The organism is Pseudoalteromonas aquimarina, from assembly GCF_049257255.1.
Lineage (GTDB): Bacteria > Pseudomonadota > Gammaproteobacteria > Enterobacterales > Alteromonadaceae > Pseudoalteromonas.
On the sequence record NZ_JBMMUG010000007.1, the window covers coordinates 79,934 to 103,585 of the forward strand.

Genomic DNA, 23,652 nt, shown 5'->3' on the forward strand with positions numbered 1-23,652 from the left:
CGGAGTAAGAAGTGATTAATCAACAGCAAAAAAGGCCACTTATGTTTGGCCAAGGACCGCTTTCAATTGAAGATATTGTTGCGATAGCAAAAGGACATTCAGAGGCTAAGCTGTCGAATGATACTGACTTTACTCAGCGCATTGATGCAGGCGTTGCCTTTTTAGATAAGTTACTTGCCGAAGATGGCGTAATTTATGGTGTGACAACAGGCTATGGCGATTCAGTAACGCGCGCTGTACCTCTTTCATTAGTCAATGAATTACCACTGCATTTAACGCGTTTTCACGGTTGTGGATTAGGGGATGTGTTCACCAAAGAGCAAGGACGTGCAATTTTAGCCACACGTTTAAACTCATTAGCACAAGGCTACTCTGGTGTTAGCTGGGATATGCTGTCGTTATTAAAAGAATACTTAAATCACGATGTAGTGCCTGTTATCCCACAAGAAGGTTCAGTGGGAGCAAGTGGTGATTTAACCCCACTTTCCTATGTTGCAGGTGCCTTAGTAGGCGAGCGCGATGTGTATTTTAATGGCGAAGTGGCAAATAGTGGTGATGTGATGAAAGCGCTGAACCTAACACCACTCACTTTAAGACCAAAAGAAGGTCTGGCAATTATGAACGGTACAGCGGTAATGACCGCTCTTGCTTGCCTTGCATACAGCCGTGCAGAGTACCTGGTAAAATTAGCGACGCGTTTAACATCGCTTAGCAGTTTAGGTTTATTGGGTAACTCACACCATTTTGATGATATTTTATTCTCAGTAAAACCGCATGCGGGGCAACAACAAGTTGCTGCTTGGATCCGTGATGATCTGAATTATCATACTCATCCACGTAATGCTGATCGCCTACAAGACCGTTATTCAATTCGCTGTGCGCCGCACATTATTGGCGTGTTAGCTGATACCTTACCGTGGTTACGTCAGCTAATTGAAAATGAGTTAAATTCTGCAAACGATAACCCAATTATTGATGGTATTGGCGAGCATGTGTTACACGGTGGACATTTTTACGGTGGTCACATTGCAATGGCAATGGATACCTTAAAAACTGCGGTAGCCAATTTAGCAGATTTAGCTGACCGCCAAATCGCATCACTTGTTGATAGTAAGTTTAATAACGGCTTACCAAGTAATCTGTCAAATGGTGATCCTGAGCGTCAATACATTAATCACGGCTTTAAAGCGGTGCAAATTGGCGCATCTGCCTATACAGCAGAGGCATTAAAACTCACCATGCCGGCTAGTGTGTTCTCGCGTTCAACCGAATGCCATAACCAAGATAAAGTCAGCATGGGCACAATTGCTGCGCGTGATGCACTGCGCGTTATTCAATTGACTGAGCAAGTACTTGCAAGCACATTACTTGCGTCAATTCAGGCACTACGAATCAGAAAAGAGCGCGGCGAAGTAGATTCCGATAGTTTGGCAAATGGCCTAATGGACATGTATAACGATATTACGGGCTATTTCCCGAACCTCGATGAAGATCGCCCATTAGAGCGCACCTTGCGCGACACGATTGATGCGATTCAACAGCAAAAGTGGAAGTTATATGAATAGTCGCGGAGCGATTTTAACAAAACACGTTGAGATTGATGTGCCATTTCATGACTGCGATCCGATGCAGGTGGTTTGGCATGGTAATTATGCGCGCTATTTTGAGGTAGCGCGCTGTGCACTGTTACGTGAATTTGATTACGACTATGATGAAATGGCTGAGTCTGGTTATATGTGGCCAATTATCGATATGCGTTGTAAATACATCAAACCAGCACGTTTTCGTCAGACAATTGTGGTCTCTGCGTACTTAAAAGAATATGAAAACCGTTTAAAGATTGACTATGTCATTAGTTGTAAAGAGAGCGGTGCAAAACTGACAAAAGGGTATTCAGTTCAAGTAGCGGTGAGTATTAGTGATGGCGAAATGCAATATGTGAGCCCGCCAGCACTGATAGAAAAACTAGCAAGGGTGATAAATGCGTAGTGTATTGATGTTGCTTGTGTGTGTTATGTCTCTAGCGGTTAACGCAAAGGACTCTATGACTGAGGCATTTGAAACATTATCCTTGGTAAAGCAAACGGAAGTATTTGGCGAATTTGAGCAGCGCAAAAAAATAAAAATACTCAAAAATAGCCTAGTATCAAAAGGTGTTTTCAATGCCAACAGCACAGGGTTTGTATGGCAACAAGTCTCACCGGTTGCATCCATTATTCGTATGGATGAGAGTGGCGTTTATAGCGAAGATCACCTTGGTACCACAAGCAAAATGAATAACGCAGATATGTATATTCCGTTATTACAAGCTTTGTTACTGCAAGACCCAAAACTACTGTCTAATTACTTAAGCGTTAATAATGTGGATAGCGATTGCATGGGCTTAACAGCAAAAGCACCGTTAGATCAGGTTTTCAGTGAAGTGCGTTTGTGTGGGCAAGGAACAATTTCTAAGCTTGTTTTGCGTGAGACAGCAGGGCATGTGACAGAGATAAATCTAAGTTATGGTCAAGCACACTAATCCAAACGTGCTACGTTATGGCTATGCACTTGCATTTGTGCTGCTTGCATTTGCGTGTATCGCAACTATTGGCGTTCGTTTTCAACAAGGCTTAACGCAATTTAGCAGTGATATTTTAGCCGTTGTGCCAAGTGCAGCACAGTTCGAATCTCCTTCGCTTAAAGACGCAAAAAATACCATTCAACAACGTTCCTCAAGCCAATTAGTATTTAGCAGTAATAATAAGTTAGCCATTGAGGCATTGACGAATGCCTTAAAGTCTAAATCGCCTTTAACCTATATTGCTCCACCGGATATTGCACTTGATGAAGTGGTGGATTTTTACTCGCGCTATCCGGGCAGTTTGATGGCCAGTAATTATCCAAGCCAAGTGTCTGAGCCAAGTGAACTTCTTAATTACACTTTGGCTGAACTAACAAAACCAGACAGTACTTTAAGCGCAAGTTCCCTTGAAAATGACCCAACATTAGCCCTAGCAAGCTTTTTAAATACGGTGTCTCAGATTGGTGGTCTACAGCAAGAAGATGGTATATATAAAAAGGCGTTAAACACAAAACATATGCTGGGGTTTAATCATGAACAAACCCAATCGACGTTTTATTTTGTTCGCTTTATGTTAAGTGAGAATGGCGCGGATTTTTCACAGAGCATTCAATTAACCGAAGACATAAAAGAGATAATAATAAAAATAGAAAGCGACTTTAATAGCGCTATTTATTACTCAGGTTTTGCTTTTCACGGCAGTGAAAATGCACAGCAAGCAGAGTATGAAATCTCAACTTTTGGTTTGATTAGCTTGGTTTCTGTTACCTTATTGGTGTTTGTGTTCTTTCGCAACTTAACCGTCGTTGGATTAATGTTTGTCACTATTTTTAATGCCTGTTTATGGGGCATGGCGGCATTAGTGATGGCTTTTGATACCGTAGAGTTAATCGGTTTAGTTTTTTCAATCACCTTAATTGGTGTGGCGATTGATTATTTGTTTCACGTGCTCTGTGCTGAAAAGGTTTCTATTACAACGAGTTTAGTACTTGGTTTTATCACCACGGCTGCTGGGTATGCGCTCTACAGCTTCTCGCCGATGGCGTTATTACAGCAAGTTGCTGTGTTTATGATCTTTGGTTTACTTGGCGCACTTATGTTTGCGCTTTATTGCCAAAAGTTTATCGTTTTAAATATCACAATGCCGCGTATTATTTGGGCCGACAGTTTCGAATTAATTAATCGCTATAAGGGGAAAATACTCGCCCTAGCAGTCTTTTTAGTTGCTGTTGGCTTGATGTTAAAGCCCATTATTCATCAAGATGATGTTACTGTTTTAAGTGGCACAAGTGCTGAGTTAAAGCGCAATGAATCACTCAATTTAGCACTCTTTGGTCAAAGTGATAAGCATCACTTTTTAGTTGTTGGCAACTCAATGCAAGATGCATTAGAAAAACAAGAGGCCATCAATGCATGGATAAAAACACATGCAGAGACAGTAAAAGTACAAAGTTTAGCAAACTATTTACCGTCGTTATCGTCACAACAGGCGACATACACAACCCTAACTAATAAAGTAGCATCAGGACATTATAGCGATGTAAGTAATACCTTAGGGATTAATGTTAGCCTGCAAAATTATTCACCGCTGACAGTAAGTGCATTTGAAAGTTCGCCATTAGCACAATTATTTGAAGTACATAAAGTGGCACAAAATGAGGCTGCGACAGTGCTTTGGTTTAATAGTGATATGTTACCTAAGCAAACGTTACAGCAGTTAACCGAAACCCATTCATCTTTTTTATATTTACTTGATAAACGTCAAGAAATTTCTGATGCATTAGGTCATTATCGCACTACAGTGATGGGGTTGATGGTGCTCAGCGCTTTGGTTGCGATGATTGTAATGGCACTTCGTTTTGATTTTGCGACGGCACTTTTATCTGGGCTGATTATTTGCTTAGTAACCGTATGCGCTTTATTGCTATCAAGTTGGTTACAAAGTGCGGTTAACTTATTTAATTATCTCGCGACAATTTTAATTTTAGCGCTAGCAATTGATTACCTTATTTTTTATCGTAGTAAAGGGTTATGTCAAAGTAACTTGCAAGCGATAAGTTTATCATTGTGTTCATCTTGTTTGGTGTTTGGCATCTTAATATTTAGTAAAACGCCAGCAGTATTTAGTTTTGGTTTGACCTTAGTGATAGGGTTGGTGAGTCTTTACTTTTTGGCTCCCTGTATTGTCAAGGAAAGGAAATGAAGGTAGAAAAGGTTGACGTAGTTGTAATTGGCGCAGGTCCTTCTGGTGCCGTTGCAAGTAGTTTATTAAATAAACAAGGAAAGCAAGTTATTGTACTTGAGCGTGAAACGTTTCCACGTTTTTCTATCGGGGAAAGCTTATTACCGCAGTGCATGACGTATTTAGCCGAAGCGGGTTTAGTTGATAGTTTACATGAAAAAGCGGATGCCCTTGGTTTTCAATTTAAAAATGGTGCGGCTTTTGAAAAATCAGGTGAACACACCTTTTTTGACTTTACCGATAAGTTTACTGAAGGACCAGGCACGACCTATCAAGTTAAACGTGCAGACTTTGATAAATTACTTGCCGATGGCGCGGCAGAGCAAGGTGTTGCCATTCGTTACCAACACACAGTGTTAGAGGTAACAGAGCACGCTGAATATATGCGTTTAATGGTGATTGATGACAGTGGCGAAACATACACTATTGAAGCAAAATTTGTATTAGATGCCAGTGGTTTTGGGCGAGTGCTACCGCGTTTACTCGACTTAGAAAAGCCGTCAAAATTCCCAGTGCGTAGTTCATACTTCACACATGTTGAAGATAACATTGATGACGCTAACTTTGATCGCAATAAAATTTTAATCACTGTACACCCTACGCATCCGGATGTGTGGTATTGGCTTATTCCGTTTTCAGATGGCACTGCAAGTGTCGGTGTTGTAATTGAGCCTAATAAAGTTATTAGTCCAGAGCGTGAACATGATGCCATTTTATTTGATTACATTAATCAAGTGCCTAATTTGTCGCGCTTACTTAAAAATGCTAAAGCCATTGCACCTGCACGACAAATAAAGGGGTACTCAGCGGATGTAACCCGTTTGCACGGCGAACGTTTTGCCCTGTTAGGCAACGCAGGTGAATTCTTAGACCCTGTTTTCTCAAGTGGTGTAACAATTGCACTTCGTTCAGCATGTTTAATTGCGCCAGTAGTCAATGACTTACTCGAAGGGAAAGAGGTTGACATTGAAAATGACTATGCAAAACCGTTAAAACAAGGTGTCGATTGTTTTAAAACCTTTGTCACTGCGTGGTATGACGGTCGTTTCCAAGATGTTATTTTCCACAAAGAACAAGATCCGCAGATAAGGCAAATGGTGTGTTCGATTCTCGCGGGTTACGCGTGGGATGCTAGTAATCCGTATGTCGCACAAAGCGAACGCCGTTTAGACGTTTTAGCGAAGTTATGCAAAGAGTATCAATAACCTTACTGGCAGTTTGTATCGCATTACTTATAGGTTGTTCAAGTGTGCATTCACCCGAGCGTGTGCCACTTGACGACTTTGTTAGTTATCAATTACAAGCAGTACCGGATAATTGGCCAATACAATCTTCATTACAACTGGTTACGGTAACACGCGAAAACCAGCAACAATCTCTGTTGTTGCAAAGTGAGTTACAGGGAGGGCAGCTGAATTTCGCTGCATTAACACCGCAAGGGATCAGTTTGTTTTCAATGTCACTATTAAAAGATGGTAGCTATACGCTGGAAAAACATATTCCAGGTTTAGCATTATATCCAAGCCATATGTTGGCAGATATGCAACTTGCCAGTTGGCCAATTAGCACAATAAACAAAGGGTTAGATGGGGCGTTTGTAAAAGAGAGCAAGCAACAGCGCATAGTTGCCGATGCAAACAGTCAGCTTATGGTAATTTCATACGCTGATAACAAAATCACCATCAACCATTTGCGTCGTCACTACACAATCACGATTGAAGAGATTAAAGAATAATGGCAGTAGCGTTAAACGATTTAGGACTCATCTGCAGCCTAGGTAATAACAAAGAAAGTGTAATGGCAGCACTATGTGACCCAAAGTTGTCGCAGCAAAATGTGCTTTCACCCTTTGCCAAAACTGGCAATGATGGCACAGCCTTTTTAGTGGGTGCTGTGAAAGCAGAGTTACCTGAAATAACTGACTCTTTTTTTAATACTCGCAATAATCAATTGCTGCTATCAGCCTACTTGCAAATTGAGCAAACCTTTAAAGCGCTTTGCAAAAACGTTGCAAATTCGCGTATTGCCATTGTGCTTGGCACCAGTACAAGTGCTATTAGTGAAGGTGAAAGCGCTTATAAAGTATTTTCAGACACAGGGAAATACCCTGAGCAGTTTGATTATCGTCAGCAAGAATTACATGCACCAAGTGAATTTTTAGCGTACATAACCGGTGCGAAAGGACCTTGTTACACTATTTCCACTGCTTGTAGCTCTAGCGGCAAAGCACTTGTTAGTGCAAAGGGGCTATTACAATCAGGCATTGCTGACATTGTGTTATGTGGTGGTGTAGACAGTTTATGTGAAATGACGCTTAACGGGTTTAAAGCGCTTGAGTCGACAGCAGAGCGCTATTGTAAGCCATTTAATGCAGGTCGAGATGGGATTAATATTGGTGAAGCCGCAGCACTTTTTGTGATGACTAAAGAGAGCAGCAAAGCGCATTCAGCAATACAGCTTTTAGGCGCTGGTGAAAGTTCTGATGCATATCATGTCTCTGCACCAGAGCCATCGGGTCGCGGGGCGATTGCAAGTATGTCTAAAGCACTTACTGATGCAGGGCTAAACGCAACAGATATTGATTACATTAACGCGCACGGTACTGGCACACCTAAAAACGATGAAATGGAAGCAAATGCAATTAATGCACTTGGTTTTGATTGTATGGTTAGTTCAACCAAAGGACTTACCGGCCATACGTTAGGTGCCGCAGGCGCACTTGAAGCAGGGCTGTGTTGGTTGCTGCTAAGTGATTTAAATAGCGAAAATATGTTGCCTGAAAATCACCCGAGTGCCCAATTAGATGAAAAACTTGCAGCAATTAAACTCGCAGCTGGTCAAACTTCTGGTAAAATAGAGCGCTGTTTATCTAATTCGTTTGCCTTTGGTGGCAACAACGTATCGCTAATTTTTGGAAAATAGCACAACATGACACAGTATTCGATTGAGGCGGTATTGCCTCATGCTGATCCAATGATCTTATTATCGCGCTTAGTTAGTTACGATCAAGATTCGGCTGTTTGTGAAGTGGATATCACCGCTGAATCTGCATTTTATAACGAGCAAACTCAAACAGTTGCAAGTTACATTGGCACTGAATATATGGCACAATCTATCGCAGCATATGCTGGTGCATTAGCACTTGATGACAATGCTGCAGTTAAAATTGGTTTTCTGATTGGCTCGCGTAAATATAAAACATTCTCACCTGAATTTAAATTGGGTCAAACACTGTCGGTTTCAATAAAAAAATTATTTCAAGAAGAAACCGGATTAAGTGTATTCGAATGCAATATTGCCGATGGCGAAACATTACTTGCTGAGGCAAAAATAAACGTGTTTCAACCGGAAGATCCTGTGCAGTTTTTAAAGGAACAACAATGACAAAACGTGTATTAGTAACTGGCTCAAGTCGTGGTATCGGCAAAGCCATTGCATTAAGACTTGCTGAAGATGGCTTTGATATTACTTTACATTGCCGCAGCGGCATAGATGCTGCGCTTGCTGTAAAAGAGCAAATAGAAGCCCTCGGACGCCATGTTACGGTTTGTCAATTTGATGTGTGTGATCGCGAAAAAGCGAAAGAAAGTTTACTTGCTGATGTTGCAGAGCACGGCGCCTATTATGGTGTGGTATGTAATGCCGGTGTGACACGCGATACAGCCTTCCCAGCAATGACTGGTGAAGAGTGGGATCAAGTCATCGAAACTGGTCTTGATGGTTTTTACAATGTAGTTCAACCATTAGTAATGCCAATGATCCAAACGCGAAAAGGCGGCCGAATCATTACTATGGCATCGGTTTCTGGTATCGCAGGTAACCGTGGTCAAGTGAATTACAGCGCTGCTAAAGCTGGACTAATTGGTGCGACAAAAGCACTTGCTTTAGAAGTGGCAAAGCGCAAAATTACCGTTAACTGTGTTGCTCCAGGCCTTGTCGCCACTGATATGGTTGATGATTTACCGGTCGATGAAATTCTAAAAATGGTCCCGATGCGGCGTATGGCCGAGCCAAAAGAAGTCGCTGGTACGGTATCATTTTTAATGTCTGACGATGCAGCATACATTACGCGCCAAGTGATTTCTGTAAACGGTGGGTTAGTTTAGTGAAACGTGTTGTTGTAACGGGCATGTCGGCAATCACCGCGCTAGGTGATGATTGGCAGACATTTAAAGCGGCTTTAAAAACCGGTGTAAATGCAGTTGAAAACATGCCGGATTGGGAATTTATTAATGGTTTAAATACCAATTTAGCTGCGCCAATTAAACACTTTGAAAAGCCAAAGCACTATCCACGTAAGAAAATCCGCTCAATGGGCCGCGTTTCCCTAATGGCAACGCGCACCACGGAGCTTGCCCTTGAACAAGCCGGATTACTAGACCACCCATCTTTGACAAACGGCGATACGGGCATTGCTTTTGGTTCATCAATTGGCTCTACATCACCCCTTGTTTCTTTTGGCCGCATGATGGATACGGGTGAGATGACTGGGGTTACGGCAACCAGTTATATTCAAATGATGGCGCATACCGCACCGGTTAATGTGGGCGTTTTCTTTGGCTTAAAAGGGCGAGTGATCACTACCAGTTCAGCTTGTACATCTGGCTCACAAGGTATCGGTTATGCTTATGAGGCGATTAAATTTGGTCGTCAAAAATTAATGGTAGCAGGCGGTGCAGAAGAACTTTGTGTTACTGAAGCTGCGGTATTTGATACCCTTTACGCAACAAGCTGTAAAAACGAAACACCAAAAAACACACCTCGTCCTTTTGATACAGACCGTGACGGACTGGTTATCGGTGAAGGTGCGTGTACCTTTATTTTAGAAGAGTTGGAGCATGCTAAGGCGCGTGGTGCTAATATCATCGCTGAAATTGTTGGCTTTGGCTGTAATTCTGATGGCCAGCACGTTACGCAACCTACCAGTGAAACGATGCAAGTAGCCATAGAACAAGCAGTTGCGGATGCCGCTATCGAAAAATCACAAATTGGTTACGTAAATGCGCATGGCACCTCAACAGATCGTGGTGATATTGCAGAATCTCACGCCACATTTAACGCGCTCGGTGAAGTGCCTATTAGTTCGTTAAAGAGTTATTTAGGCCATACTTTAGGTGCCTGTGGTGCAATCGAAGCATGGGCCAGTATTCATATGATGTACGACAACTGGTTTAGTGGTACTACTAATCTTGATAATATCGACCCAGAATGTGCACCACTTGATTATCTTCGTGCTGATGGGCGTGAAATCACCACTGACTATGTGATGAGTAATAATTTTGCGTTTGGTGGTATTAATACATCCCTCATCTTTAAGCGCTGGAATTAAATATGTTAAAGCAATGGATTGCGTTAATTTTATTAGTCTTTCAGTCGCTTTGTGTTGCTGACGAAGTCACTTTTGGAATTGGGGCTTTTTATTCATCTATTCCACACTATTTAGGCTCTGATCAAAACGAAAGTTACCTTGTACCACTGCCATATATTCATATCGAAAAAGAGCACTATAAAGTTGAACGTAATGAGTTTGCCTCTTTTCTAGAAATTGCCCCTAAGCATTATTTAAGCCTAAGCGCCGGTGGTGCGATTGCGGTAGCAAGTAAAGATAATCGCGCCCGTGAGGGTATGGATGACCTTGCATGGGTAGGCGAAATAGGGCCAAGTTATCAGTATTTTGCTTATGGCGACCCACTTTCAGATAACTACTTCTATATTTCCCCATTTATTCGAAAAGCATATGCCATTGATAATCGAGATGTTGATGATATTGGCAGTGTGTCTGGGCTAATTATTGAGACGGGCAAAAAGTTATTTCACTCAGCACAACATGAAGTGAATTTGACCGCTCGTATTAGTTCACGTTTTGGCTCGCACGCATACAATAATTATTTTTATCAAGTAGCAGAACAATTTCAAACAATTGACCGTTTGCAATATGATGCTGATGCAGGTTACCTTGCGTCTGTTTTTAGTTTAGGTTTAACATACGATAATGACTGGCTATGGGCCGGTGGTTTTATTCGTTATTATAATTATTCACACAGTGCAAATCAGCATAGCCCGTTGATGCGAGAGCAGAGTAATGTTTCGCTCGGATTAGGTTTTGCATGGAAGTTTTACTCATTAAAAAAGTAGGGAGAAAAAATGAAAAAGTTAATTCTAGGTGTATCTTTAGTACTTGCGGCAAGCACAGCTACAGCGCGTGATGATATTGGTCGTTATTCTGTTGATGAATTATTAAAAACCTCAAAAGCACAGCAAACACTTGACCCAGAAATTAAATTATTTTTTGGTAAGCAAGATGCAGGTAAAGTTTTATCAACTTACGGTGAAGTGCAAACAAACAAAAAAACCAACGCAGTAAACAAAAGTGATAAAGAAGCATGCCAATGGGTAATGCTAAGCGCACTTAAAGCAATGCAACAGCGAGCTCGCAAAGAAGGTATGAATGCGGTAGTAAACATCAGCTCGTTCTATAAAAAACGTGAATTTGTAAGTGATACTGAATTTGAATGTGGCGCAGGCTTTTTAATGGCAGGTGTGACATTAAAAGGCGATTTAGTTAAACTATAACCGGTAAACATAATTTTAAAAAAGCCCGTTTAGGGCTTTTTTAGTGGCAGCTGTTTTTTGTTTACTAATTAAAGTGAGAGTAAAACAAAAATACCAGCCCCTTATTTAAGGCTTTTAAAATGCAAAACCAACCAAACAACCCTTTACATGGCTTAAAGCTAGAGCAAATTGTGACTCAATTAGTTGAAGAATATGGTTGGGATGGCCTTTATCGTGAGATTAAAATCAATTGTTTTGCAAACGAGCCATCAGTCAAATCATCGCTGAAATTTTTACGCCGAACACAATGGGCGCGTGATAAAGTTGAAGCGCTTTACCTCGATACTTTCGCTAAATGATCTAAAAGTGAACTAACTCACTATAATTAAGTAACAATTTGAGCAATCAGGGAATACTTAGTTATGAAAAACGAGCTAGATGCCAAACTATTATTAAAAGTATTCGACCTTATTTACAAAAAAGGTGAAGACTTTGAAGATGGCAAACTTTATCAAGGGATCACCGCCTTTTCAGATATTGACGGCTACACCATTTACTTAAAAGGCAATGGTGTGCTGCTGCGTTTTGGCTTTCACAACACTTATCACCTCGATTATGAACACAGTAAACTAAAAGATGTGTTTATGAGCAAACTTGAAGCGCTTGTAAAAGAGGTTGATTAGTTAGCCTGTGATCAGGCTAAATTGCTTAATTATTGAAAACCATTTTGCTTTAACTAACGTACTCTATAAAAAGGTTTTTTGAGGCAAATATGAAAGCACTATTTAATTTATTTCTGATTGCAGTCTTATCGGGCTGCGCTACACAGTATCCAAACCAAAATGTAGAAGGCACAGTTTTTCCGAATGTGTCTGGAACGAGCTTAGAAAAGCAAAATATAAATTTACCTGAAGCTATGCTCGGCAAACCAGCGCTTTTTTTAATTGGTTATAAACAAGACTCGCAATTTGACATTGACCGCTGGCTTATCGGGCTTGATATGAAAGAGGTTGATGTGGTTGCCTATGAACTGCCAACCATTGCAGGTATGTTTCCGCGAATGTTTAGTACCCAAATCGATGAGGGTATGCGTCGCGGTATTCCAAAAGAGTTGTGGGGTGGTGTAATTACCATATATCAAGATGGCGAACGTATTCAGGCATTTACCGGCAATGAAAAGCCAAATAATGCACGCGTGGTGTTGTTAGATGACAAAGGCAAAATAGTTTATTTTTATGACAGAGGGTTTAGTGTTACAGCGTTAAATAACTTAATTGGGCGCTTATCAACTCTTAAATAATGGTTAGTGTTACTTTTGCTACTGCTACTGCTACTGCTACTGCTACTGCTACTGTTTCCTTCGTATAGTAGCAGTACAAAAATTTATAAATATTAATGATGTGAAATTAAAGATTTAATAATTTCAAATTGTGCTTCTTTAGAAGGTGAGTTGGATAGTTTTTGCGCCAAACTTTCTCCATCCATTTCTATTAAAAGTTTAGACAAGCCTTGCTTTGATATTGTGACATCAAAAAAATCATTAAGGTCGTGTCCGCCAACCCAAATAAGCCCCGCTTTTTCTAACCAGCTAATAACGGCACTTATTTCAATTGCAACATCAAGCACAAGAGTATTTTTTGAAGGGGTTTCATTAATAATTTGCTGAGCAAGCTGGGTACACGAAATGTCACTAGGATTAGGAAAAGCTAATTTTAATTGATTGAGCACCTGACAAGTGACACGTTGAAATAATGCTAAATTAGGAATACTTTTTAGAGTTTGCTCAATCATAAATTAATTTTTAACCACTTGCTGTTACAGTACTTTTTACTATTCTTAAAGTATATCCGAGCCGATAACTATACACTAATAATAATGCCAAAACTGTTTTATCGTTTTTATTACTTTGTTTTGCTTGTAGCGACGTCGTTTAATTGCTTTGCAACAAGTAACGCTCCTCAGTCAGATCTTTTCTCTCTCGATATTGCTCAATTAAGTGAATTAGAAGTCACAATTGCAAGTAATACCTCTGAAACTCGCGCAACTGCACCTTCAACGATAACCGTATTTGATGAACAAAAAATTTCATCCCTTGGCATTATAAACGCGTTTGATGTGCTTAATTTTGTGCCTGGTATGCAAATGGCAAGAGGCGATTGGGTGGGGGCTGTACCAAAAGAGCACGCCCGAGGAGTACGCTTAGACAATGGCTATTTATTAATTTTATTAGATGGTGTGCGTTTAAATGAAAGTTCATTTGGCAAAGCGACGGTTTATACTCCGTTTATTGCTGCATCAATACTGGAGCGAGTGGAAATAATTCGTGGGCCAGGCTCTGCACTTTATGGCAGTAATGCGTTTTTGGGAGTCGTTAATTTTATTACCAAAAAACAGCATCAACAATTAACCCTTTCGATAGGTGAGCATGGTTATAAAGCTTTAAGTGGCAGTTATAGCCATAAACAAGATGATGTTACGTTTAATGGCAATATATCGTTGCAGCAAGCTGATGGTCAAAGCTATGCTGTGACAGACAATTTTGACGTTAAAGATCCACTAAAGCACGTTTTACTTAATGCACAGTTAAATTACCAAGACACAACAATAGCATTTCATTTTATTGAAAATCAGTTAGATGAATTTATTAATCTAGGTGGTTACAGTAATGAAAATGTTCACAAGAGTCAGTCTTTTAGCACAAGCTTAGAGCATACACTTTGGCAAAATGAGCGTCACACTTTAGATGCGCTCGTCAGTTATGCAAATTTTCAAATAGACTCTTCAGGAATGGTGTTACCGAAAGAATTCGGTATAGTCAGTGAAGATTTTTTAGTGGGGCCTAATTGGCAAACACAATGGACAAAATTTTCACTGTCACACAGTCTTAAATTAGCAGAAGATAAACAATTAAATTCCGGCCTTGAATATCGACATGCCAGTCAGTATCAGGCTGGTGCCACAACTAACTATTATGACTACCAAAGTGAACTGATTATTCCTGATGATAGTTTTTACTTAGGTGAGTTAAAACGCCTTAAAAACATTCCTGAATTTTCGGCACTTCGCGCATCCCATGATTTTTATGGTATTTATAGCCAACTTAAATGGCAGCTTAATGAAAAGTGGTTGTTTTTTGTCGGTGCTCGCTTTGATGATATTAAAGGTATAGATAGTAAACTTTCACCGCGATTTTCGGCTATTTGGCAACCTTTAGAGCACCACAGTATTAAACTACAATATGGTGAGTCATTTAGAACACCGGTAAATAACGAGCTTTATTCAAGTGATAGCGTAACGAAAGGCAACCCAAATCTAACCTCAGAGTATGTTAAAACCAGTGAGTTTGTTTGGCTTTACACTAATCATGATTTATCACTTGAAAGTGTGTTGTTTCATAACCAGCTAAGAGATTTTATTAATCTTGTGCCAATTGATGGTAATAGCTTTTTTACCTTTGATAATACGGTAAATGAAAATATTGCGGGGTTGGAGCTTTCGGCCAGCAAAGCGTTAAATAAATTAAATGTATCTGTTAACTTTACGCAATTATTTGATGAGCCAATTAATGCCAGTTTTAAACGTTTTGCCAATTTATCAGTACGTTACCCAACCTCAATTGCAACCATTCATTTAAATGCAATATGGCGCGACGAAATCGACGCACCATTGAGCGAAAACACGCACTTTTACCAACCAAGCTATGGTTTAGTATATTTGAAACTTACACGAGATTTTGGAAAGCACACGTTGTCTGTGTCTGCAGAGAATTTGTTTGATAAAGAATATGCTATTTTCGATCCAAGAGTATGGGATGGTATAGTGCCAGCGAAAAGAAGAAGTATTGTTATTAATTACCAATACACCTTCAATTAAATTAACTGGTTTAGGTTATACAAATTCAGCGTTTACACTTTATCCATGCTAACCGGAGCATAACTGTGCTTAATCAGGCATCTCTTCAATGCTGACAATGGCCGAGCGATTTAACGTAATTTTATAGCGCGTTGCAGTATGTGAGCCATTTGCAGTATAAGTAACAACCAAGTTTATTTGGTATCGCCTTTCAACTGATTGCCCTGATACTTTATTGCCTTCCAAACTGAATAATTTGCCAGCGCCTTTTTTCAAATAGCGTACAAAGGGCGTCAAATTAAAATAAACTTGCTGTTGAATTTCTTCATAACCAGGTAAAAATTCTTTAGCTATCACCTTACTATCACAGCGGTAATGGATAAGGTGTGCCGCTTGTTTATTCTGTTGACGACGCTTTTTGAAAAGATCGGATACTTCTTTTGGCAGTGATTTACGTCGAATATGTTCCAGCCAAACAGTTTGCGTATGAATGGTTTTGTTATCAAAGCTGCTACGGAAAATATGTCGCCATTTGGGTCTGCCTTGTTTTATTTTGCGCCAAATAATGCGAGTTAAGTCGTCTTTAAAAATCTCACGTAGGCCATAAAGCACACCTAAAAATGCAATCAAAGCTACGGTGATCTCTTGAAAATTTGAGCGGGCATTAAGTACCAAAAACATCACGAACGCCATTATTACAGCCGTTACTGAGCCACGTACAAACCGTTGCAAGTTTAAGTTTAAGTTTTTAGTTTCCTTACTAAATACAACGCCGTATTCAGTCAACCTTTGTAGTAAACGCATCTTGTTGGTAATTCGATTTGGGTCGTCTAAAGTCAACATAGAATTGTATTCTTGATCGCTACGGTATTGTGTTTCGCTGCGACAAAACGAACGCAAAGTTTCACGCTCTTTGGTGAACTCTGAATTTTTTGGGGCTTTCGAGAGCAGTTTTAAAAACATTTGTTCAGTGTGCCAGCTTAAGTAGTTGTCTGCATTTTCAAAATACGACTTTAACTTTTTGTCTGGTGGCGTATAACGACGAAGTTTTTTCAGTAAAACTTGTGCCTGCTCTACTAATTCAATGGCAGCAGGATAAAACTCTTCAGCTTCTTTAAGTTGTATTGTCTGTTTTATATCGGCTTCTAATGCTAAACGAATTTGATATGAATAAAGGTTTAGATTTAAGCGATAATCTGCTTTTTCACCTTTTGATTGACTAATAAAACGGCTGCGTACTAGAGGCAGGTGCAACTGCTCGGAATAATATGCACTGTGGCTTTTTACATGTGCGTGAAAATAGTCTTCTTCATTAAATGTACTTGAATTTATACCCATTTCTACGGGTAAGGAAAAGTAGAGGTCGAGTCGTTGCGATTCTTTGGGTAATAAAAGATAGCTAAGTTTGATAGACAAACTTTCATCTTGGCTGAGTTTGACTTCTCGGTCGATATTAAATACTCCTTTATTGCGTATGGAAACACCCTAATTTTAGCATAAATATAGTTTAATAACATGGTGTTAAAATACTTAGCGAAATTAAACTTGGATATCTGCGCTTTGTCTTAGGGTAATTGCAAAATTAATCTAGGTTGCTACATTGGCTATTAAATAACGAAAAATGGAAATTAACCATGGGTAACAAACCTAAAATAACATTGTTAGCAGGACTATTATCATTTGCATCACTCGGCGTTACAGCGTCACAGGATGTATGGCAATACGAAGACGTTTTTAATATTGAATATGCGGCGGCGCCGCAAGTTAGCCCAGATGGCCAGTTTATTGTTTACGAACGACGCGCCATGGACATTATGAGTGATGGCACCCGGACTAATTTATGGCAATACAATCTTGCTAATAGTAGCCACTCACCTCTGCTCTCTGGCAAAGCACACTATCGTATGGCGCGTTTCTCACCAAACGGTCAACAGCTCGCGTATATTTCAAATGAAGAAGGTGATAACCAGCTTTATGTTCGATGGCTCGCAACAGGGCAAACTGCACGCGTGACGAATGTTGCTCAAAGTGTAAGTAATATAAGCTGGTCACCAGATGGTAAGTGGCTGGCTTTTTCAATGTTTAAGCCACAGGCATCCAGTGGTATTTTTAAAGATATGCCTGAAAAGCCAAAAGGCGCCAATTGGGCTGGCACTGCTAAATATATTGATCAAATGAGTTACCGAAGCGACGGTCGCGGATTTTTGAAAAATGGTTTTCGCCATATCTATGTTGTGCCTGCTGAAGGCGGTACGCCGCGCCAAGTAAGTACTGGTGACTTTCATCATGGTGGCCAAATTACTTGGCGACAAGACAGTAAAGCCGTGTTTATCAGTGGTGACCGAAATAAAGATTGGCAAGACCGCCCCCGTGAATCTGATATCTACCAAATTGATATCGAAAGTGGCGAAACGACAAACCTAACTAACCGACCGGGTCCTGATGCTGCACCAGTTATCTCGCCAAACGGCAAAAAAATTGCCTACTTACGTTTTGATGATAAAAAATTATCGAGTCAAAATAACGATATCTATCTGATGGACTTGGATGGCAGTGATGTAACAAATCTGACAGCATCCCTTGATAGACCGATTAGTTCGCCAAAGTGGGATAGTAAAGGCCGTGGCATTTATTTCAGCTATGATGATTTTGGTCAAAAATACGTAGGTTACGTTAATTTAAAAGGCAAAATTAAAGAGAAAATAGTAAAACTGGGTGGTCAATCTCTCGGGCGTCCTTACACCTCTGGCGAATTTGCGGTGATTGATAACGACCAACTCGTTTTTACACATGCAAACAGTGATCGTCCTGCCGATTTAGCCATTGTGAAAAAAGGCAAAGCGCGAAAAGTAACGATGCTGAATGAAGACCTCTTGGCTCATAAAGCAACCGCGAAGATTGAAGAAATAACGGTTAAATCATCTGTAGATAATCGTGAAATTCAAGCGTGGTATGCATTACCGCCTAACTTTGATGCATCAAAAAAATATCCACTTATATTAGAAATTCATGGTGGCCCACATACGGCTTATGGCCCAAATTTTAGTACTGAAGTGCAACTGATGGCAGCAAAAGGTTATGTGGTTGTATGGGCGAACCCGCGCGGAAGCACATCTTATGGTGAAGAGTTTGCGAATTTAATCCATCATAATTACCCATCGCAAGACTATAACGATTTAATGGATGTTGTAGATGGCATGGTAGCAAAACCGTATGTAGATAAGAATAACTTATTCGTAACAGGTGGCTCTGGTGGTGGCGTGTTAACTGCTTGGATTGTAGGTAAAACGGATCGCTTTAAAGCGGCTGTTGTCGCTAAGCCTGTAATAAATTGGCTGAGTTTTGCATTAACTGCTGATGGTTATTCATATTTCACCAAATATTGGATGCCAGGCATGCCTTGGGATCATGTTGAACATTTGTGGGCACGATCACCATTATCACTGGTTGGTAATGTATCGACACCGACTATGTTGTTAACTGGTGAAGAAGATGTGCGTACTCCTATGAGTGAAACCGAACAGTATTATCAAGCATTGCAACTACGTAAAATTGACTCTGCTATGGTGCGCATTCCAAAAGCCAGTCATGGTATTGCTGCAAGGCCGAGTAATTTAATTCAAAAAGTCGGTAATATAATGGCATGGTTTGAAAAGTACCGTACCAAAGCAAACTAGTTTAAAACATAAATAAAAAGCCCCGAAAATTCGGGGCTTTTGCTTTACTTAACTTATTTAGGGGGAAGTTAAATTCGTTTATTTGCGAGTTGTTGAATTCGCTCTTCAGCGCCTAAAACAACATCATCAACAATTTGTTGTACGGATTGCACTTGATGAATAACACCTTGTGATTGCCCAATAAATTGCACACCATTCTCCAAATCACCTTTAATGGTGGCGGTTTCTAGTTTTTCAGTGGCAGCGCCAAATAGCGAGAGCATTTTAATTTTGTCAAACTGCGCAACTAGGCCAACCAGTAATTTCCAAAGTGGCATATCGACCATTTTTGCGGCTTTAAATGATTTTATTGTCGCCATCAAGAAGTTCATTGGCTTACGAGTTGCTTTTTCAGCAGCAGGAGTTTTCATTACGCGAGCATATAAACCATCAAAATTCTTCGAATAAATAGTATCCGCAACACGCTTCTCGACAACGGCATCTTTCACGTTTTGATGAACAGGGCTTTCACTGCTAGTAGCAAAGCGAGAACCCATAGCAACGGCATCGGCACCTAGGGCTAGCGCGGCAACTAAACCGCGGCTATCAGCAAAGCCTCCGGCAGCAATCACTGGAATATCAACAATATCGACAATATTCGGCACTAAACACAACGAGGTAACTTCACCGCCGTGGGCAGCGGCCTCATGCCCGGTAACAAGTAGGGCATCAACCCCTGATTTCTCAGCCGCGAGTGCATGTTTTTCTGTCACAACGGTAGCGATAACTTTACCACCATATTTTTTAGCACCTTCAACTAGCCAATCGCCTTTACCGAGTGAAAAGTTAATAACAGGCACTTCAAGTTCGAGTGCTATTTTGGCGTTTTGTTTTGCACCAGGCATCATTAGCGTAATGCCAATACCAAACGGTTTATCTGTGAGTGAGCGGATTTTAGCGATAGCGTCACGTGTTTGCTGTTGGCTAAGTGGACCAGATGCCAAAATGCCCAAACCACCGGCATTGCATACCGCTGCCACAAGTTCAGGTGTGGAAATCCAGCTCATACCTGGAAGTACAATGGGTTTTTCAATGCCAAATAATTGGGTAATGCGTGTTTGCATAATCGTTTTCTCAACTGGTCAGATGTGTTGAGTTTACAAATAATTAACCCAATATGGAATAGCAAATATGCAAGGAAAATAAAAAAGCCTGCAAATGCAAGTGTATAGTTAGTTAGAAGGTTATCGCATCGGATAATATGTTAGCGATTCTGAAACGCAATGGCGTGTCGTTGTAAACTCAAACCAAAAAATACTCTCAAATGTACAACTATAAACTGATTGATTATTCGGTAAGTATTTGATGCTATAAGACACAAATAAGAATGAATAATAATAATCAAATAAACTTAGGGGAATATTTAATGAAAAAAACGTTAATAATGTTGGCGTTAGCTGGGATATCAAGCCAAGTAGTCGCACAGGATACAGTGGATTCCTTATTAAAGAAAACCGAACCAAAAGTGATTGAATGGCGACGTGACTTTCATCAAAACCCTGAGCTTGGCAATCGTGAAACGCGCACGGCAGGGATTGTAGCTGCGCATTTGAAATCTTTAGGTTTGCAAGTTGAAACGGGCATTGCATACACAGGCGTTGTTGGCTTTTTAAAAGGCGCTAAACCTGGACCTACAGTGATGTTACGTGCAGATATGGATGCATTACCAGTAACAGAAAAAGCAGATGTACCTTTTAAATCTACTAAAACGACAAATTATCGCGGTGTTGATGTTGGTGTAATGCATGCGTGTGGTCATGATACCCATGTGGCAATGCTTATGGGAGCTGCAGAGGTACTTGCGAGCATGAAAAATGAACTTGCAGGGAATATCATGTTCGTTTTTCAACCTGCTGAAGAAGGAGCGCCGCAAGGTGAAGAGGGTGGTGCTGAATTGATGCTTAAAGAAGGTATTTTTAAAAAATACAAACCAGATGTGGCCTTTGGATTACATATCACTTCAAAATTAAATGTTGGCCAAATTGGTTATCGCAGTGGGCCAGCCATGGCCAGCGCTGACCGATTTGAAATAACAGTTAAAGGTGAGCAAACTCATGGTTCAACACCTTGGGCTGGCGCTGACCCAATCGCTGCGGCTGCGCAAATTGTTACTGGGGTAAATCATATTGTCAGTAGGCAAATTAATATTACTAAAGAACCAGCCATTGTATCGTTTGGAAAAATAGCTGGTGGAGTAAGGAATAATATCATTCCTGAACAAGTGGACATGGTCGGCACAATTCGTAATTTTGATATGGAAAATCGCCAACAAATTTTCGAGAAAATTAAAACTACGGCAGAGCATATCGCGTTATCGTCTGGCAATACTGCTGATGTGACTATCTATGAAGGCTATCCGGTAACCGTTAATGACCCTAAATTAACAGAAAAAATGCTACCAACGCTTGAAAAGGTGACAGGTAAGGGTAACTTAATTGAAATGCCAAAAATTACTGGTGCTGAAGATTTCTCATTCTATGCAATGGAAGTACCGGGATTATTTGTATTTTTGGGCGGTACACCAAAAGGAACAGATCCTAAAGATGCACCGAGCAATCATTCGCCTTACTTTTTTGCCGATGAGTCTTCATTTAAATTAGGCACAGAAGCCTTAACTAACTTTGCACTAGACTATATGGCAATGGCTAAGTAACTACTTAACTTGAAAAGCGAAACTGATATTAGTAATTAGGTTATCTTTTTCGCTTTTTCCAATCATGAAATTTTGCGTGCACGCCTTGGGTCAGCGATGTAAAGTAGTCCTCTAATACATCCACACCATACAATATTCCCACTACTAAAACGCTCAGCTTTATTGCACTTAATTCACCTGCAATATCAACAGCAACACCAATAGCGGCAAGTACCCAAATGGTTGCAGCTGAGGTAACACCTACCACAATGCCGTCTTTAGCGAGCATTACGCCTGCACCCAAAAAGCCAACCCCTGTAACAACTTGACCAATAATGCGTGATGTATCGGTTACATCATTATTTAATGAATTTGAAGCAGCAATAAACATATAAGTACCAAGTACAATTAGTGCAGAGGTGCGAATACCAACAGGTTTGCCGCGAAGTTGTCTTTCTAGTCCAACGATAAATCCACAGCAAATAGCAGCGGCAATTTTAGACCATTCAAACGGTGAAATTGAAAAAAGGGTTGTTAGTTCCAATGTTTCTCTCTTTTAGGTTATCAAGGCAATAAATTTAACTGCCTATTTAAGTTGTTGTTTTATATATTTTATAAACTTTCAGACGTTGCTGTTTCACTTGATTCAAGATGGGTGATCAGTAATTGATCAACACGAATTCCGTCAATATCTACCGCTTCAAATTTATACCCAGCATGCAGCACAAAGTCGGCACATTTGGGCATTCGTTTCATTTTATAAATGATAAATCCAGCAACAGTTTCATAATAACTTTCGTCAGGAAATTCATCAATTTCAAGTAATTTTTTAACATCGACAATAGGTGTCGCGCCATCAACTAACCAAGAGTTTGCATCGCGTTTAACTATTTGTTCATCGCCACTAAATGGCACTAAATCACCCATAAAGCTGCTCATTAAATCTTTTAATGTAATAACGCCCACAACTAGCGCATATTCATTTACCACAACAGCAAACTGAGAAGATGCAGATTTAAATGCATTTAATGCATCTGAAAGCGTCAGTGTTTCCGGTAAATACAGCAAGTCTTTGTTTAAAGCTTGTAAACTGAGTTCGGCTTTTCCACCATTCAATAATTGATGCAAAATAGTTTTTGATTCAATGGTGCCAAGCAGTTTATCCAACTGTCCATCACACACTAAAAATTGGTGGTGAGGGTTTTCTAAAATTTTATTGCTGATTGTTTCACTAGTATCGTTAATATCAAAAAATACAATCGAATCACGTGTGGTCATTACTGTGGGTAATGTGCGACCCTCAAGTTCGAATACATTGCCTATCAGTTGATACTCTTGCTGTTGCAATGAACCGTCTTGGGCACCGGCTTCCATTACGGCAACGATATCTTCCGTGGTGACAATTTCTTCACGCTCTGTAGGCAGTTTAAAAATTCGCAGAACCATATTACTAATACCATTGAAAAACATTACCAATGGGGTGAGAGCAAAGGTTAACCAATTCATCAAACTAACCACTCTGATTGCGACAGATTCAGGCATGATCATCGCAATACGCTTAGGTAGTAAATCAGCAAATAAAATAAATAACGAGGTAATTGCCAAAAACGACAGGAAAAAACTGATTTGATCAGCATGTTGTCCGTTATAAACCAAATTTACCAATTGTGAGGTATATGGAGTAAGCGTTTGTTCACCGATGATACCGCCTAAAATGGCAATCGCATTCAATGCAATTTGAATCATGGCAAAAAAACCACCCGGTTGTTCTTGAAGCCGCAAAACTGCTTGGGCTTTTTTGTTACCTTCGTCAGCCATAACCCGTAATTTAATTTTACGTGCTGCGGCAATCGCAATTTCCGACATAGCAAATAAGGCACCAAAAATGATTAAAATGCTTATACCCAACAAGTCACTCATAGCGTTCTCCAAACAAAAGATGAGCATATGCTTTTTAATCTGAAATACATTAAAAAGCGCGCAATTATTATGCAAGTTTGAGTTTGCTGCAATCACTTTTTTCAAATAAATTTTGTAATTAAATTTCAGATGGTTAGGGGGGATATTTGTTGTGCTATTTGCAACAGGAATGCAA

At 40.1% G+C, this 23,652-nt stretch carries 23 protein-coding genes; 18 read left to right on the forward strand and 5 right to left on the reverse strand.

Annotated elements, in window-relative coordinates:
- The first annotated feature begins 41 nt into the window (after positions 1 to 41).
- The 15 genes from AAEU29_RS17150 to AAEU29_RS17220 all read left to right on the forward strand — a co-directional run bounded on the left by AAEU29_RS17150 (position 42) and on the right by AAEU29_RS17220 (position 12,657).
- Positions 42 to 1,565: an HAL/PAL/TAL family ammonia-lyase gene (locus tag AAEU29_RS17150; protein WP_421974618.1), complete on the forward strand. Its 1,524-nt coding sequence runs from the start codon at positions 42 to 44 to the stop codon at positions 1,563 to 1,565.
- Positions 1,558 to 1,989: an acyl-CoA thioesterase gene (locus AAEU29_RS17155; protein WP_421974446.1), complete on the forward strand. Its 432-nt coding sequence runs from the start codon at positions 1,558 to 1,560 to the stop codon at positions 1,987 to 1,989. Before AAEU29_RS17150 ends, AAEU29_RS17155 begins: the two co-directional genes overlap by 8 nt.
- The gene (locus tag AAEU29_RS17160) at positions 1,982 to 2,521 is read left to right on the forward strand and encodes an outer membrane lipoprotein carrier protein LolA (protein WP_421974447.1); all 540 of its coding nucleotides are present in this window, start codon (positions 1,982 to 1,984) and stop codon (positions 2,519 to 2,521) included. The genes AAEU29_RS17155 and AAEU29_RS17160 overlap by 8 nt, the downstream gene beginning before the upstream one ends.
- Complete coding sequence (locus tag AAEU29_RS17165; RefSeq protein WP_421974448.1) at positions 2,505 to 4,766, forward strand: MMPL family transporter; 2,262 nt, start codon at positions 2,505 to 2,507, stop codon at positions 4,764 to 4,766. Before AAEU29_RS17160 ends, AAEU29_RS17165 begins: the two co-directional genes overlap by 17 nt.
- Complete coding sequence (locus AAEU29_RS17170; RefSeq protein ID WP_421974449.1) at positions 4,763 to 6,010, forward strand: NAD(P)/FAD-dependent oxidoreductase; 1,248 nt, start codon at positions 4,763 to 4,765, stop codon at positions 6,008 to 6,010. The genes AAEU29_RS17165 and AAEU29_RS17170 overlap by 4 nt, the downstream gene beginning before the upstream one ends.
- Complete coding sequence (locus AAEU29_RS17175; RefSeq protein ID WP_421974450.1) at positions 5,992 to 6,540, forward strand: DUF3261 domain-containing protein; 549 nt, start codon at positions 5,992 to 5,994, stop codon at positions 6,538 to 6,540. Before AAEU29_RS17170 ends, AAEU29_RS17175 begins: the two co-directional genes overlap by 19 nt.
- Positions 6,540 to 7,727, forward strand: coding sequence for a beta-ketoacyl-ACP synthase (locus AAEU29_RS17180; RefSeq protein WP_421974451.1), 1,188 nt, complete (start codon positions 6,540 to 6,542; stop codon positions 7,725 to 7,727). The genes AAEU29_RS17175 and AAEU29_RS17180 overlap by 1 nt, the downstream gene beginning before the upstream one ends.
- 6 nt (positions 7,728 to 7,733) lie before the next feature.
- Positions 7,734 to 8,189 (forward strand): hotdog family protein, encoded by a 456-nt coding sequence (locus AAEU29_RS17185; protein ID WP_421974452.1) that lies wholly within the window; start codon positions 7,734 to 7,736, stop codon positions 8,187 to 8,189.
- Positions 8,186 to 8,911 carry a 3-oxoacyl-ACP reductase FabG gene (fabG, locus tag AAEU29_RS17190; protein WP_421974453.1) on the forward strand — a complete coding sequence of 242 codons (726 nt, stop codon included), beginning with the start codon at positions 8,186 to 8,188 and terminating at the stop codon, positions 8,909 to 8,911. The genes AAEU29_RS17185 and fabG overlap by 4 nt, the downstream gene beginning before the upstream one ends.
- Entirely contained in the window at positions 8,911 to 10,134 is a 1,224-nt protein-coding gene (locus tag AAEU29_RS17195) for a beta-ketoacyl-ACP synthase (protein ID WP_421974454.1), read from the forward strand. Before fabG ends, AAEU29_RS17195 begins: the two co-directional genes overlap by 1 nt.
- A gap of 2 nt (positions 10,135 to 10,136) precedes the next feature.
- Positions 10,137 to 10,940, forward strand: coding sequence for a MipA/OmpV family protein (locus AAEU29_RS17200; RefSeq protein WP_421974455.1), 804 nt, complete (start codon positions 10,137 to 10,139; stop codon positions 10,938 to 10,940).
- Between the two features lie 9 nt (positions 10,941 to 10,949).
- On the forward strand, positions 10,950 to 11,378 hold the full coding sequence (locus AAEU29_RS17205) for an excinuclease ABC subunit A (RefSeq protein WP_421974456.1): 429 nt from the start codon (positions 10,950 to 10,952) through the stop codon (positions 11,376 to 11,378).
- 119 nt (positions 11,379 to 11,497) lie between these two features.
- The gene (locus AAEU29_RS17210; protein ID WP_421974457.1) at positions 11,498 to 11,716 is read left to right on the forward strand and encodes a VF530 family protein; all 219 of its coding nucleotides are present in this window, start codon (positions 11,498 to 11,500) and stop codon (positions 11,714 to 11,716) included.
- Positions 11,717 to 11,779: 63 nt separating this feature from the next.
- Complete coding sequence (locus AAEU29_RS17215) at positions 11,780 to 12,040, forward strand: DUF3081 family protein (RefSeq protein WP_274761381.1); 261 nt, start codon at positions 11,780 to 11,782, stop codon at positions 12,038 to 12,040.
- Between the two features lie 89 nt (positions 12,041 to 12,129).
- Positions 12,130 to 12,657, forward strand: coding sequence for a hypothetical protein (locus AAEU29_RS17220; RefSeq protein ID WP_421974458.1), 528 nt, complete (start codon positions 12,130 to 12,132; stop codon positions 12,655 to 12,657).
- A 92-nt stretch (positions 12,658 to 12,749) separates the two neighbouring features.
- Here the strand turns inward: AAEU29_RS17220 and AAEU29_RS17225 are convergent, their stop codons facing one another.
- Positions 12,750 to 13,148, reverse strand: a complete 399-nt coding sequence (locus AAEU29_RS17225) for a hypothetical protein (protein WP_421974459.1) — start codon at positions 13,146 to 13,148, stop codon at positions 12,750 to 12,752.
- An 84-nt stretch (positions 13,149 to 13,232) separates the two neighbouring features.
- Here AAEU29_RS17225 and AAEU29_RS17230 point away from each other — a divergent pair, with 84 nt between their 5' ends.
- A complete protein-coding gene (locus tag AAEU29_RS17230) occupies positions 13,233 to 15,230 on the forward strand; it encodes a TonB-dependent receptor plug domain-containing protein (protein ID WP_421974460.1) in 1,998 nt (665 codons plus the stop codon).
- A 69-nt stretch (positions 15,231 to 15,299) separates the two neighbouring features.
- On the opposite strand, the gene AAEU29_RS17235 is transcribed toward AAEU29_RS17230, so the two are convergent.
- Positions 15,300 to 16,625 carry a hypothetical protein gene (locus AAEU29_RS17235; RefSeq protein WP_421974461.1) on the reverse strand — a complete coding sequence of 442 codons (1,326 nt, stop codon included), beginning with the start codon at positions 16,623 to 16,625 and terminating at the stop codon, positions 15,300 to 15,302.
- 218 nt (positions 16,626 to 16,843) lie between these two features.
- Between AAEU29_RS17235 and AAEU29_RS17240 the strand changes: the two genes are divergently transcribed.
- Positions 16,844 to 18,886, forward strand: coding sequence for a S9 family peptidase (locus tag AAEU29_RS17240; protein WP_421974462.1), 2,043 nt, complete (start codon positions 16,844 to 16,846; stop codon positions 18,884 to 18,886).
- 68 nt (positions 18,887 to 18,954) lie between these two features.
- Here AAEU29_RS17240 and AAEU29_RS17245 read toward each other — a convergent pair whose 3' ends face one another.
- Positions 18,955 to 19,989, reverse strand: coding sequence for an NAD(P)H-dependent flavin oxidoreductase (locus AAEU29_RS17245; RefSeq protein WP_421974463.1), 1,035 nt, complete (start codon positions 19,987 to 19,989; stop codon positions 18,955 to 18,957).
- Between the two features lie 302 nt (positions 19,990 to 20,291).
- Here AAEU29_RS17245 and AAEU29_RS17250 point away from each other — a divergent pair, with 302 nt between their 5' ends.
- The gene (locus AAEU29_RS17250; protein WP_421974464.1) at positions 20,292 to 21,578 is read left to right on the forward strand and encodes a M20 family metallopeptidase; all 1,287 of its coding nucleotides are present in this window, start codon (positions 20,292 to 20,294) and stop codon (positions 21,576 to 21,578) included.
- A gap of 40 nt (positions 21,579 to 21,618) precedes the next feature.
- On the opposite strand, the gene AAEU29_RS17255 is transcribed toward AAEU29_RS17250, so the two are convergent.
- Together AAEU29_RS17255 and paeA are read right to left on the reverse strand one after the other, a co-directional pair.
- Entirely contained in the window at positions 21,619 to 22,101 is a 483-nt protein-coding gene (locus AAEU29_RS17255; protein ID WP_274760803.1) for an MgtC/SapB family protein, read from the reverse strand.
- Positions 22,102 to 22,169: 68 nt separating this feature from the next.
- On the reverse strand, positions 22,170 to 23,477 hold the full coding sequence (gene paeA / locus AAEU29_RS17260; RefSeq protein WP_421974465.1) for a polyamine export protein PaeA: 1,308 nt from the start codon (positions 23,475 to 23,477) through the stop codon (positions 22,170 to 22,172).
- Between the last annotated feature and the right edge of the window lie 175 nt (positions 23,478 to 23,652).

Excerpts from the sequence above, each read along its gene's own strand:
- AAEU29_RS17245 (WP_421974463.1), bottom strand. The coding sequence starts at position 19,989 with ATGCAAACACGCATTACCCAATTATTTGGCATTGAAAAACCCATTGTA.
- AAEU29_RS17165 (WP_421974448.1), top strand. The coding sequence starts at position 2,505 with ATGGTCAAGCACACTAATCCAAACGTGCTACGTTATGGCTATGCACTT.
- AAEU29_RS17160 (WP_421974447.1), top strand. The coding sequence starts at position 1,982 with ATGCGTAGTGTATTGATGTTGCTTGTGTGTGTTATGTCTCTAGCGGTT.
- AAEU29_RS17185 (WP_421974452.1), top strand. The coding sequence starts at position 7,734 with ATGACACAGTATTCGATTGAGGCGGTATTGCCTCATGCTGATCCAATG.
- AAEU29_RS17180 (WP_421974451.1), top strand. The coding sequence starts at position 6,540 with ATGGCAGTAGCGTTAAACGATTTAGGACTCATCTGCAGCCTAGGTAAT.
- fabG (WP_421974453.1), top strand. The coding sequence starts at position 8,186 with ATGACAAAACGTGTATTAGTAACTGGCTCAAGTCGTGGTATCGGCAAA.
- AAEU29_RS17155 (WP_421974446.1), top strand. The coding sequence starts at position 1,558 with ATGAATAGTCGCGGAGCGATTTTAACAAAACACGTTGAGATTGATGTG.
- AAEU29_RS17250 (WP_421974464.1), top strand. The coding sequence starts at position 20,292 with ATGAAAAAAACGTTAATAATGTTGGCGTTAGCTGGGATATCAAGCCAA.
- AAEU29_RS17220 (WP_421974458.1), top strand. The coding sequence starts at position 12,130 with ATGAAAGCACTATTTAATTTATTTCTGATTGCAGTCTTATCGGGCTGC.
- AAEU29_RS17200 (WP_421974455.1), top strand. The coding sequence starts at position 10,137 with ATGTTAAAGCAATGGATTGCGTTAATTTTATTAGTCTTTCAGTCGCTT.
- paeA (WP_421974465.1), bottom strand. The coding sequence starts at position 23,477 with ATGAGTGACTTGTTGGGTATAAGCATTTTAATCATTTTTGGTGCCTTA.
- AAEU29_RS17205 (WP_421974456.1), top strand. The coding sequence starts at position 10,950 with ATGAAAAAGTTAATTCTAGGTGTATCTTTAGTACTTGCGGCAAGCACA.
- AAEU29_RS17150 (WP_421974618.1), top strand. The coding sequence starts at position 42 with ATGTTTGGCCAAGGACCGCTTTCAATTGAAGATATTGTTGCGATAGCA.
- AAEU29_RS17210 (WP_421974457.1), top strand. The coding sequence starts at position 11,498 with ATGCAAAACCAACCAAACAACCCTTTACATGGCTTAAAGCTAGAGCAA.
- AAEU29_RS17240 (WP_421974462.1), top strand. The coding sequence starts at position 16,844 with ATGGGTAACAAACCTAAAATAACATTGTTAGCAGGACTATTATCATTT.
- AAEU29_RS17230 (WP_421974460.1), top strand. The coding sequence starts at position 13,233 with ATGCCAAAACTGTTTTATCGTTTTTATTACTTTGTTTTGCTTGTAGCG.
- AAEU29_RS17175 (WP_421974450.1), top strand. The coding sequence starts at position 5,992 with ATGCAAAGAGTATCAATAACCTTACTGGCAGTTTGTATCGCATTACTT.
- AAEU29_RS17225 (WP_421974459.1), bottom strand. The coding sequence starts at position 13,148 with ATGATTGAGCAAACTCTAAAAAGTATTCCTAATTTAGCATTATTTCAA.
- AAEU29_RS17215 (WP_274761381.1), top strand. The coding sequence starts at position 11,780 with ATGAAAAACGAGCTAGATGCCAAACTATTATTAAAAGTATTCGACCTT.
- AAEU29_RS17170 (WP_421974449.1), top strand. The coding sequence starts at position 4,763 with ATGAAGGTAGAAAAGGTTGACGTAGTTGTAATTGGCGCAGGTCCTTCT.